A 12019-nucleotide genomic window follows, 5' to 3' on the forward strand; every position below is an offset into this window, starting at 1 on the left:
GATCACCTCCTCCTTGAGATCTTACCCATGTTCAGGGCTCCGAGTCCCTCGGGGTAGAGTAGTAGGAAGGTAGCCATCACTAGTAGAGGTATTATCGGCTGATAGACTACTAGGTTCCTAGAGATGTAGGTCGCGACCAAAGTTATCACTATGTATTCACTCATTCCTATAAGGTAGCCCCCGGCGAAGCCACCGAAGAGAGAGTAGAGACCACCAACTATAGATCCTGCGAACTCCGGGACTATGACTGAGCTTCCCACGGCGGGTGTACCGGTGACCACCATCGAGAGTATCGCCCCAGCGAGCCCCGCGAGAGCCCCGCCAAGGAACCAGGATGTCAGATAGATGGTTTCAGGATTTATCCCAACTATCTCTGCTAGTGATGGATTTTCTACTGTAACTCTGAGTGTTATACCAAATTTTGTTCGATTTATGACATATTTAAGGGAGATCACCGTGATCACCACCAAGAGCAGTGAGATCACGGGAATTCCCCTCAATGCGAAGCCCCCAATATGAGCCAGTACTATGTCCTCCGTCGACAGTACGATTAATCTTGCATTCACCTTGTAGTTCTCAGTCAAGTAATCGGCGAATATGTTGAGTAAAGCGAAGTACACGAGGTCCACACCCAATGTCGACATCATCAGAGTTATCATGTCGGCCCTCCTCTTCAGGAGCCACCTATTGACCGTAAGGTACGTCAGAACACCCAGAGCCCCCGAGAACAGTGCCGCCAATGGAAAGAACATGTAAGGATGCCCCTTCTCCTTAAAAAGCACCTTGCTGAACGTAAAGATCGTATAAAACCCCAAAGCGGTCATGGATGCATGGGCGAAGCTGAAGGTACCGGTAGTCATGTAAATCAGCGTTATACCGGCAGCAGCCAGAGCTATTGCGCTGGAATAGCTGACGGCTGTAGTTAGAACCTCCAGCATCTCATCACCCCCTGGCGTTACTCCATTACTTGATACAGTTGATTTAGAGACGGGGATTCCACTAGCGATTTTAAGCTTTGAGTTCATAGCGGGATGCAGCCGAGGGGCGAATCTTCTGGAAATCACGATCCTTGTGACGTCCCCTGAATGTCAGTAAATCCAGATGCGCTGAAATCCCATTTAATTAACATGTTTCTCCATATGACCCGCATGAAGTCGGATGAAACATCGCCATTTCATGCGATCAGGTTGATGTGGCCGACGCTGAGGGGACCACAGTGGAGCCCGAACCACACATAATGGTAAAAAACTAAGGGCTCGGATCCGTCCCCCAGCCATCACGTGGAGGTCAGTCCTATGAGCAACAGGGTGGCATATGCCTTATTGCTGGTTTTTCTTCTCATCGGATTCGGTCTAGGGTACATGACCAAGGGAGGAGAGGGCGTCACAACCGTCACGAAGACAGAGACAGTCACTTCCGCTGTGAGTCAGGCGACTGGGTTGAGTGGGGAGGTTTACATAGGAGCCCTTCTCCCCCTCACAGGGCCCCTGGGCTCATTTGCTGAGAACGACATGGTTGTGCTTAAACTGGCAGAGAAGGACGTTAATGATTGGTTAGAGCAAATAGGGGCGAAATGGCGAGTCAAGGTATTGTTCGAGGACACCGCCCTAGATCCCAAGCAGGCATTGGACAAGGTGCAGGCCCTCCATTCCAGAGGAGTGAAGATATTCATAGGACCCATGGCAAGCTCCGAGGTCAAAGAGGTCAAGGGTTATGCTGATGCCAATAAATTGCTCATGATATCGCAGAGCTCGACTTCTCCGGCTCTCGCCATTCCGAACGATATGATCTACAGGTTCTGCCCCCCTGATGAGTTCCAAGGTGCCGCCTCAGCGAGGGCCACATTCGATCTCGGGGTGAGGTATGTGGTAGCTGTCTGGAGGGGAGACGCCTGGGGGGATGGGCTAGTCGATTCCTATGAGAGGGCCTTCACCAAGTTGCTAGGGGATAGTGGTGAGAAGGGGGAGGTGCTGGGGAAGGGCAACGGGAAGGGAATCAGGTATGATCCCGATACCAAGGAGTTCACCACTATAGCTTCCCAGCTGGCGAACATCGTAAAGGAGCTAGTTAGGGAGCATGGGGCGGATAAGGTTGGGGTTTACTACGCTGGCTTCGGGGAGTATGTTCAGTTCGTGGCTGCCGCATCACAGTATGAGGTCCTATGGAAGGTTAGGTGGATCGGCTCTGATGGCACAGCTCTGTTGGGAGATATACAGACGAATGAAAAAGCTGCTAAGTTCTCCTATGAGACCAAGTTCATAAGTCCCATGTTCGGTACACCCTCACCGTTGCAAGAGAGGATCGCCTCTGAGGTTAAGAGGCAGTTGGGAAGGCTACCTGAGAGCTATGCTTACGCTTCATACGATGCCCTATGGCTCGTAGCAGTCGCCCTAAACATGGTTGATGAGTACGATCCCGTTTCAGTGGCTAAGGTGCTGCCCTCATTAACTCAAAGATGGTATGGGGCAACAGGCGTGTTCAAGCTGAACGAGAATGGGGACAGGGCCTTCTCGGATTACATGTTCTGGATGGTGGTGCCATCCGATGGGAAGTACGAATGGAAACTGGCTGGAGGTTACTCCTACGAGACAGGAAGCGTGACATGGACTGACGAGTTCCTAAAGCTCATCGGCAGGAAGTAGTACCGTAATATTTTTACCTTTTTTACTGTAGGAGGATTATTAATAATTTATACTCTTATATTTTTGTTTTGAAAGAAAAATAAAATCACCATCAAGCGTTCATCATAACAGGGATGTAGATGTTAAGGCGCCCGAATGCGGGATGCCTTCTAAACTCCTCCGCGATAGCACCTACATTCATTAAGCAAAACATGATAATGCCTAAAGTGATATACTCCATCTTTACCCACTCAATTATCCGAATTGGGAGACGTAAGCCTCACCGATATGTGAAGACCCTGGCACACCAATGATTAAATTTCCTCCCTCAGGCGTCATGTCGTTAGCGCTGGGTGATCTTCAGATGGAGGGGGATCAAAAACAGAGCGTGCTGTCAACTAAGAACCTGACCAAGAGGTTCGGTGGATTAATCGCTGTCAATGACGTCTCCTTGGAAGTAAGGAGGGGGACCATTACGATGATAATGGGGCCCAATGGTTCCGGGAAGACCACGCTGATAAACCTGTGCTCTGGGATGTTGAAGCCCGATGAGGGCAGGATATTCTTCGAAGGTAGGGATATAACGGGTTGGCCTCCACATAAGATATACGAGCTCGGGTTCATAAGAACCTTCCAGATACCAACTCCCTTCCTGAGGCTCAGCGTACTCGAAAACGTCTTGGTGGCTATGAAGAATCGCGGTGAGAACCCCCTGATGGCCCCATTGAGGCGCTCATGGATCAAGGAAGAGGAAGAGAATGTGAGGAGGGCGATGAACATACTTAAGAGGGTTGGCTTGGACGATCTTTGGGACAGAGAGGCTTTCAAACTCGGAGGAGGTCAGCTAAAGATGCTAGAGGTCGCAAGAGCGCTGGCAGCCGGGGCTAAGCTCATCGCGCTAGATGAGCCGATAGGGGGTGTTGATCCATCGTATGCGAACGATATACTGGGCTACCTCGATAATCTGAGGAGGGACCTCAACATCACATTGCTCCTGATAGAGCATAGGATAGATATAGCCCTTCCATTCGCTGAGCACGTCTACGTGATGGACAGAGGGGTCATAATATCACAGGGAACACCTGAAGATGTTTTAAACGATCCTAAAGTCACAGAGGTATATCTAGGGTGAATGGGAAATGCCTGAGCGGATCGTGGAGGTAGAGAACCTCACCTCCGGGTACGGGAAACTCAGGATACTGTTTAATGTTAACTTTTACGCTGAAGCTGGGGATATTACTGTGATAGTTGGACCTAATGGCGCTGGTAAGACGACTCTTTTAAACAGTATAATGGGTGCTGCTACAATACACTCCGGAATCGTGAGGTTCGAGGGGAGGGACGTCACGAAGCTCCCCACATATAAGAAAGCCAGGATGGGTCTGGCTTACTTACCTCAATATGGAAATGTCGCTTCTGGCCTTACAGTCGAAGAGAACCTCAGAATGGCTGGATACCTGCTGGATAGAGATGAGCTGGAGGAGAGGGTCCATGAGGTGATCGAACTATTCCCGAAGTTGAGGGAGCTACTGGCGAGGAAGGCTGGCACCCTCAGCGGTGGGGAGAGGAGGATGCTCGCTATAGGAATAGCCCTGATGAGGAGGCCCAAGGTCCTACTGTTGGATGAGATGACCACGGACCTCGCACCCATAGTGGTCAAGCAAGTTCTGAGTAAGATCGTTGAGCTGAGGGATCATCTGAAACAAACAGTGATAATGGTGGAGCAAAATGCTAAAAAAGCATTGGAAATAGGGGATAGAGCTTATCTATTGGTCAGCGGTGAGGTGAGGTTTGAGGGAGACCCCAGGGATCTTCTGAATGATCCTCAATTTTCTAAACTATATCTTGGGATAATGAGATAAAACACACCATTTCTTTAAACAGCATCCAGCCGGACCAATAAGTTTTTAAATTAAACTTGACAACAGAGTGGGTGTCTCGATGCTCGGCTTGGAGGAGGCCAGGCGTTTCCTTCAATCGGCTTACCCGATAACATACCCAGTGATATTCGAGAGGGCCAAGGGAATCGAGATGTGGGACGTGGATGGCAGGAAATATTTGGACTTCCTTTCAGGAATAGGGGTGGTCAATTACGGGCACTCTCATCCTAAAATAGTCAAGGCTGTTCAGGAGCAGATGGAGAAACTCGCTCATGTCTCAATGCTTTACTACAACGTTCCTGCGGTTCTTCTAGCTAAGAAATTGGCTGAAATCGCCCCTGGAAACCTGAAGAAGACTTACTACGCTAACAGTGGGACTGAGGCAGTTGAGAGCGCTATAAAGCTCGCGAAGAAGTATTCCGTGAAGGTCAAGGGCGGGACCGGCGCCTATGTGATAGCGTTCGACTGCGCGTTCCACGGGAGAGGGGGATTGACGCTCACCCTGACGGCATCCCACAAGTACAAGAGGCTAATGGGGCACTTCGCCAGCTATCCAGGCATTGTGCACCTACCCACGCCCTACTGTTACAGGTTCCCCGGGGATGTGGAGACCTGCAAGAGTTACACGCTCGAGAAGGTTGATGAGTACATCAGATACCGCCTTGGTCCCGAGAACACGGCCGCCGTTATAGTGGAACCCGTGATAGGAGAGGGGGGCATAATAGTTCCCCCTGACGGATGGTTGAAGGAGCTTGAGAAGATATGTAGGGAGAACGACGTTCTGCTGATCGTGGATGAGGTTCAGAGCGGTTTCGGAAGGACTGGGAAGATATTCGGGCATGAGTGGGAGAACGTGAGCGCCGATATCATGACTATGGCCAAGGCTTTGGGTGCGGGCCTCCCGCTGGGTGGGATAATGACGACGGAGGAGGTCGATAAGGCCTGGGAGCCTGGAGACCATAACGTCACTTTCTCAGGAAATCCGGTTGCCTGCGCGGCAGGTCTGGCCGGAATAGAGGTTCTGCTGGAGGAGAGATTGCATGAGAATGCCCTTAAGGTTGGGAATTTCATAATGAGCAAGTTGAGGGACGCATCCCTCAGGATGATAGGAGAGGTGAGAGGGAGGGGGCTCTTCATAGGTGTCGAGATCGTCAAGGACGGCAAGAAGCCTGACCCGGAGGCGACGAAGAGGGTGAGGGAGGAGATGTTCAAGAGAGGTTACATAATAGGGACCGGAGGGATATTCAACAACGTGGTGAGGATCCAACCCCCGCTCGTGGTCACGATGGAGCAGGCGGATAAGATGACCGATGACATGATAGATGTCATGAAGTCCCTCTGAGACATCCCATCATCCTAAAAATTTTTGACCAACACAGCGCGTCCCCCTTGAGGGAAGTGAACCAAAAAGTGGGGGTCAATTACCCCTGGGTAGATCATCCCGTCCCCATCATTCTGGGATGGCTATTTCATTCCCCTGATGCTCGCCTTACCTCGAAATATAAGCTTGAGGTCGGACCTCTCGCGCCGAACGGGCGGCGAAGTTATATACTCCTTACCGGCTGATATCAGCTGTGAGGGAGGTGTCTCCAACTAAATGTCACATAAGATCAGGAGGAACAGATACGCTGATTACATCATAAGGGCTGTCAGGGAGGATTCCCCATGGATAATAGATATGAGAGGAGGTCTCTCCCTCCTCCTACTGAGGGACCTCACAGTGGATAACAATCAGGTGAAGAGCGGCCTTCTCATAGATTTCAGGCCTATTCCTGATGTTGTTAGATCTGGCAGGCTGAGCCCCATGATACTCGTGAGGGAGGGGGATGGCTGGAGGATACTTGATTCCATGTGGGCGCTTGGGAGGATAGCTGGCGGCACGGTGGCCTCAGCCTTCTCCCAGAACCCATCCCTGCTGCTGGATCCTCTATCCTCAGCGGCCGTCGTGAGGAAGGTCCTCGCCAGGATCAAGGAGATCGGGATCTGGCAGGGGGATGACTTCGCGGAGATCATGAGATCTCAGTCGGAGCCCTCTGTCATAGGGGAGAGGTCCGGGGAGGAGATACAGCTTGTTCTGGAATCTATACTGGGTTACTTGAGGGATGAGGGTGTGAGCGTGGCTGGGAGGATTAGCGTGCTTCTGGGAAGCTGGTCCGTTGAGGATTTCAGGAAGCAGTTCTCATTGGGGCTTGAGGCCATAAGGATCATCGAGGATGAAGCGCAGGTTATATATGATAAGATACATCAGCTGGTCAGAGTTGACGAGTTCGTCTCCTTCAGGCAGGACGAGTTCAACCTCTCCGGGAGGACCGCGGAGGTATCTCACTTCGTCTCCCTAGGATGGATATTCTACTCCTTCGAGAGGAACCCGTCAGGGGAGGGGCTGAGCAAGGAGTACTACAACGAGCTCGGCAGGGTTCCCGTTGAGATCGAGCTGGATCTGGATGACATCACCGGATGGAAGGAAGTCATGGTGCGCTGCAGCAGGAGGATATTGGATGATTGGCTCTCCAAGAAGGGAGATATCCTATCGGAAGAGCCAGAGGTCAATCTGAAGAGCGAGACCCTCAGCAGAATGCTGAGAAACGTATTAGGGGAGGAGTACAGCCTCAGCGGCAGTCTGGAGGGCTTCTTCTAGCTTCACCCACATCCCGCGTGAGTATCCCCTCATGCCCAGCCCAGACCGGTGCGAGCCGACTCGCGAACGGATCCTTTTTAATCCCCCCTCCCCCCATATGGGGGGGATACTCACTTTCAAACCATCAAGAGCAATCTAGTTCCTTATTTCGGGGAACTAGAGCCTTTGATTGGTGATCATAAGCATAGGTATCTATATTATGGTCTTTGGCTTCTATAAATTTTGCAAAGCTCTACTTCCTTCAATTCAGAATTCTGATTGACGCTCGGCTTTAGAGGGGCACCTTGCTCATCGGATCGCCGGAGAAGTTGAGGATCTCCAGAGATTTTTCAGCTAATTGAAGCCAGCAGGCGAGGAATCGCAATCTTTTTAAATAAATCATCTGGTATTTTCAGCACAGGGAGGCGGAGGTGAGGGTAAAAATGGTGAGGGCCTTCGAGTACCATGTGATAGGCGAGCTCTTCGGCGTCAGCAGAGATCTACTGGAGAGCATCGAGTTCGTGGAAAGCGCGCTCATCGAGTCCGTTCTGAGCTCCGGACTGACGCTATTCGACGTCCTGACCAAGAAGAAGCCAAATGGAGGGGTCCTGAGCATCGCCATAATAGGTGAGTCCCACGCCGCAGTTCACACTTGGCCCGAGTCCGGGAGCGTGACCGTCTCCATATCCTCCTGCAAGGATTCCCTGAGCACCTGGAGGGTGTTCTGGGAGCTGAAGAGGATCTTCAGGGCAAACCATCATAAGGCTATAGAGCTAAGGAGCGGCATCTTGCTCTCCGAGAGGATTGAGGGTAAGTTGGTGGAGACCATCGCCTGAAGCTCATTTCCTCTTGACCTCGAACTTGATCCTGCCGAAGCCCATGTTCCTCATGTGACCCACCCCTATCAGCTCACCGAACATGAGCAGGGTGTTGAGCCAGGTGGCCATCTCCTCATGAGACGATCTCTGCCACTCGGGATGATCTATCACCTTGTAATTCACCCAGCCCAAGAATCCGACGAAGGTCCTCTCCCCTCCCATATCAACGGGCTTAGTTGTGCAGAGCTCGTAGCCAGTTTCCACGACGCTCAGGTCAGCCCACGTTGCGATCAACCTGGTCTCTGGTCCCTTCTTTGGGGAGAGCGCGTTCCAAGCCGATGCCAGTGATGACACTATCATCCTGGGATTGGGGTAGAGGTAGCAGTACTGGGAGGTGGCCCTCCTGAAGCAGGTGGGGGTCAGGAAGCGGAGCCTGAAGCTCCTGCATGGTTTTTCCTGAATGAAGTCTGTTATATTTATTTCTTGATATGTATACCCAGTTACTTTAAATGGAATTTCCTTTATAACTATGGTTGGCTTCTTGAATATCCATGATCTGATGGCCTCGCTCACGACCTCGTCGTCGAACACTATCACGGAACCCCTGTACTCAGATCCCATGTAGACCGACTCCTCGAGGGAGCCGCAGGGCATCTGCTTCCTCTCCCTCCTGAAAGCCTCGACGAATATCTTCTTAGAGGACATCTCCAGTGCCTTAGCCAGCAGAGGGTCCTGTGAGGATATCGATCTCAGCAGAGCTGCCCTGAGAAATGGCCCCGTGAACGGTAATACGCCATCTCCCTGGCTGGTGGCCTCGATCTCTATTATCGAGATCATGATTTAATCCCCCTCCGAAGCACCGGTTCCATATTAAAAGGGAATCTCGGGTTAAGATCCGCGGATCTGCATGATCGGCGGCGGATCTGAAAAGTGCCTGGGTAAGCCAATAGTTCTGATAGTCGGGCTTCCGGGGAGCGGGAAGGATGAGATCTCTAGGGCCATAGGGGATCTCCTGGGGTACAGGGTGATCAGGATGAGCGATTTGCTACTTGAGGAGCTGAGGAGAAGAGGCCTCAGCGAGACACGCGAGAACATGAGATCCCTGGGCTTGGAGCTGAGGGAGAGGATGGGGAGGGGTGCTTTGGCCAGGCTCGCCATAGATGTGATAATGAGCTCGCCCCCTCCCCGATGCTTCGTCGTCAACGGCGTAAGGAACGTCGAGGAAATAGATGAATTCGTCAGAGAATTCGGTGATGATGTTATTACTATAGCAGTTCTTACATCAAAAAAGATAAGATTTATCAGGACAAGCGCGAGAATGAGGGGGGGATTCGACAGGTCGTCCTACTCGGAGTTCCTCAGGGATGACAGGGAGGAGATAATCGCGTTCCACCTCGGGGACGCCATAGCATGCGCCGACCACTTCGTCCTGAACGATGGATGCCTGGAGGAGGTGAAGTGGAGGGTGGTCTCAATAATCACCGGCTGACGGACTTCCACCTCAGTCCCAACCTCTCGGCCGTCTCGAAAGCCTCCCTCAGCTCACTGCTGCTCGGCCTCCTGTTGATCTCGGGAAGCTCCGAGGCCCTGTACTCGGGTCTGTACTGATCCATCACGTTCACCAGGGCCCTAGGAACGTTAGCGGCTATCCATTCCAGTGAGGGCCTCGTGCAGCAGTCCACATGAGCGGGCAGGACCAGGTGCCTGATTATGATCTCCCCGGGCGGGAATTCGTAGGCCAAGGAGAGGTTCCTCTTGACCACCTCGGAGTATCTCGGGATGCCGCTCAGCCTTCTAGCGCACTCATCGTTCCAGTACTTGAAGTCCGGGAGCCAGAGATCCACTATGCCCAAGATCAGCCTCATCCCGACCTCGCTCAGGTACATGTTGGAATTCCATATCACAGGGAAGTCCTCTGAAGCGTAGCGGAGAGACAATATTATGGTGTGTATGTTGGGTGTCGGCTCTCCCCCGACCAGATTTATGTTCCTAGCCCCTCTCCTCCTGAGATCGTCCATGATCCTGGCCAGCTTCTGAGGGGAGATGCCCTCACCGGAATCAGGGAACTGGGATATGTCCCAGTTCTGGCAGTACAAGCACTTGAAGTTGCACCCCGAGAAGAATATGGTACCGGAGGGGCTCACCGGTGGCTCCTCCCCCATGTGAATGAAGTGACTCGCGACCCTGGTCTCCCTGACCCTGCAGACGCCCCTCTCTCCCTCCAGCCTGTTCACCCCGCACCTCCACTCGCAGAACCTGCAGCCCCTCGCCACCTCAAGTGAGAGGTAGGCCTTCAGGTCCAGAAGGGAGACCTGTCCCTCATCACCCTTAGGGATGCTATCACTCTCTAAGGCCTCCCTGAGGACCCTCAGTCCCTCCTCATGGGCCTCCCATGGATCGTCCCTCAGATCAACTCGGATCAGCTTGGAAAGTTTGAAGAGCGGGGGTTTTCTCCCCTCAACCACCTCAATGTAACGCGGCAGGGAGTCCCTGATCTCCCTGTCCTCGAAGGCGGCGATGCAATCTGGCCTCAGAAACCACATCTTCCCCACCGGGGAGGCGGAGGTGGGGGTCACCCGGCGCTGAGTACGGAGGGGATGGCGTCCCGATGGACGCCATTAACGGGGCCAATCCTGGGCCCCTTCCCCCGGCGGTATGCCGCGCTAGCCCGCGGAGGGGCTAAGCCCGCGAAGGGCCGGGTGACCCGCTATTCAGTGGGATGATGGCGAATATATACTTTTCGTCCCGAGGGTCCTTTCGAGACGAGTTCTAGCTTGCGGGTCTCAACGCCCACATGACACTCAGGGATGCGGATTATATACTCCTCCCTCCTAGGGTCCATGTGATCCTGGATAGGGTCAGGTTCGGCCCTGCCGGCTATCCCATCGACTCCCCCAAGGAGAGAGCCTTCTCCTACCTCAGGGAAGTGGGTTTGGATGCGATGGAGTACCAGGCTGTGAGAGCGATACCCAAGAGCGAAGAGCTGCTGAGGTGGATAAGGAGGGAGGCCGAGGAGAATGACATCCTGCTCTCCTTACATGCCCCCTACGCAATAAACCTCTGCTCCAAGGAGAAGGGCGAGGCCAGCGCCAGGAGGGTTGTGGAATCCGCCGTGGCCGCGGACAAGATGGGAGCCCTGCACGTGACATTCCACCCGGGCTACTACGGGAGCATGGGGAGGGAGGAAGCCCTGAGGTATGCGATCAAACAGCTCGAGCGGATCAGGGAGGAGCTCATTGCGCTGGGCGTGAATGTTGAGCTCGGCCCTGAGACAACGGGCAAGCCATCCCAGCTGGGATCGCTGGATGAGGTCCTCTCTATGGCCGAGGAGGTGGAAGGAGTCGTCCCAACCATAGACTTCGCGCACATCCATGCCAGGGAGGGTGGCGTGATAAGGGGCAGGGAGGACTACGAGAGGGTGCTGGGGGAGATCGAGGGGAGGCTGGGCCATCTCGATGGGTTATTGATTCACTTCACGGAGGTCGAGATAGCTAAGGCCGGGGTGGGGGAGAGGATGCACCATGACCTGGGATCCGGATACGGGCCTCCATACGAGCCCCTCGCAGATATAATAGCGGAGCTAGGCATCAGATGGGTCATCATATCCGAGTCCCCATCCCTCGAGAGGGATTCCCTTAAGATGAAGAGCATCTACGATCGGATCGCCGGGAGGCGCGGATGAAAATATTTATAATTGAGGACACCACATCAGGCCGGGTGCCCGGGTGGTGTAGCCCGGCCAGCATAGGGGCCTGTCGAGCCCCAGACCCGGGTTCAAATCCCGGCCCGGGCGCCATCAATTACCAAACCTGAGGGGTGAGGGTCATAAAATTCAGGAAGTACTTCTTGACGTTGAAGGAGAGCAGGGAGATCATCGATAGATCCGTGGCTGAGATCCCCGGGATGGATGCCGTTTTCCAGAGGAGGAAGATCTCCCTACAGGTCCTGGAGGTCCCATTCAAGGAGGGGATTGCTAAGGTCTATTACCTGGAGGGGGTTCCCGTGCTGGTGGGACTCCCCGATGGCAAGCTGGTCCCCTTCCTGACGGCCGTTGAGAGGTTCAACCTGCCCCTGCCCAAGGTG

The 12019-nt window shown here is 53.2% G+C and carries 12 protein-coding genes and 1 tRNA gene; 10 read left to right on the forward strand and 3 right to left on the reverse strand.

Features of this window, described 5'->3' with window-relative positions; all coding sequences use genetic code 11:
- Nucleotides 1-2 precede the first annotated feature (2 nt).
- Nucleotides 3-1025 (reverse strand): branched-chain amino acid ABC transporter permease, encoded by a 1023-nt coding sequence (locus tag BA066_02140; protein ID RDD53883.1) that lies wholly within the window; start codon nt 1023-1025, stop codon nt 3-5.
- A 255-nt stretch (nt 1026-1280) separates the two neighbouring features.
- On the opposite strand from BA066_02140, the gene BA066_02145 reads away from it, so the two are divergent.
- From BA066_02145 to BA066_02170, 6 genes are all read left to right on the forward strand, one after another.
- Nucleotides 1281-2642, forward strand: coding sequence for an ABC transporter substrate-binding protein (locus BA066_02145; protein ID RDD53884.1), 1362 nt, complete (start codon nt 1281-1283; stop codon nt 2640-2642).
- Nucleotides 2643-2985: 343 nt separating this feature from the next.
- Nucleotides 2986-3753, forward strand: coding sequence for an ABC transporter ATP-binding protein (locus BA066_02150; protein ID RDD53898.1), 768 nt, complete (start codon nt 2986-2988; stop codon nt 3751-3753).
- 7 nt (nt 3754-3760) lie between these two features.
- Nucleotides 3761-4483: an ABC transporter ATP-binding protein gene (locus BA066_02155; GenBank protein ID RDD53885.1), complete on the forward strand. Its 723-nt coding sequence runs from the start codon at nt 3761-3763 to the stop codon at nt 4481-4483.
- Nucleotides 4484-4562: 79 nt separating this feature from the next.
- Nucleotides 4563-5843, forward strand: coding sequence for an aspartate aminotransferase family protein (locus tag BA066_02160; protein ID RDD53886.1), 1281 nt, complete (start codon nt 4563-4565; stop codon nt 5841-5843).
- 255 nt (nt 5844-6098) lie between these two features.
- The gene (locus BA066_02165; protein RDD53887.1) at nt 6099-7139 is read left to right on the forward strand and encodes a hypothetical protein; all 1041 of its coding nucleotides are present in this window, start codon (nt 6099-6101) and stop codon (nt 7137-7139) included.
- 422 nt (nt 7140-7561) lie between these two features.
- Nucleotides 7562-7954, forward strand: coding sequence for a hypothetical protein (locus BA066_02170; protein RDD53888.1), 393 nt, complete (start codon nt 7562-7564; stop codon nt 7952-7954).
- Between the two features lie 3 nt (nt 7955-7957).
- Here the strand turns inward: BA066_02170 and cas6 are convergent, their stop codons facing one another.
- Entirely contained in the window at nt 7958-8773 is an 816-nt protein-coding gene (gene cas6 / locus BA066_02175) for a CRISPR-associated endoribonuclease Cas6 (protein ID RDD53889.1), read from the reverse strand.
- Nucleotides 8774-8843: 70 nt separating this feature from the next.
- Between cas6 and BA066_02180 the strand changes: the two genes are divergently transcribed.
- Complete coding sequence (locus BA066_02180) at nt 8844-9425, forward strand: dephospho-CoA kinase (protein ID RDD53890.1); 582 nt, start codon at nt 8844-8846, stop codon at nt 9423-9425.
- On the opposite strand, the gene BA066_02185 is transcribed toward BA066_02180, so the two are convergent.
- Nucleotides 9415-10479: a radical SAM protein gene (locus BA066_02185; protein RDD53899.1), complete on the reverse strand. Its 1065-nt coding sequence runs from the start codon at nt 10477-10479 to the stop codon at nt 9415-9417. The two genes, BA066_02180 and BA066_02185, sit on opposite strands and share 11 nt — an antisense overlap.
- Before the next feature lie 251 nt (nt 10480-10730).
- On the opposite strand from BA066_02185, the gene BA066_02190 reads away from it, so the two are divergent.
- The 3 genes from BA066_02190 to BA066_02200 all read left to right on the forward strand — a co-directional run.
- Entirely contained in the window at nt 10731-11618 is an 888-nt protein-coding gene (locus BA066_02190) for a deoxyribonuclease IV (GenBank protein ID RDD53891.1), read from the forward strand.
- A gap of 37 nt (nt 11619-11655) precedes the next feature.
- Nucleotides 11656-11732 (forward strand) — tRNA-Asp (locus BA066_02195).
- Between the two features lie 20 nt (nt 11733-11752).
- On the forward strand, nt 11753-12019 hold a 267-nt coding region (locus tag BA066_02200), incomplete at its 3' end, for a hypothetical protein (protein ID RDD53892.1).

Source organism: Candidatus Korarchaeota archaeon NZ13-K (genome assembly GCA_003344655.1).
GTDB lineage: Archaea > Korarchaeota > Korarchaeia > Korarchaeales > Korarchaeaceae > Korarchaeum.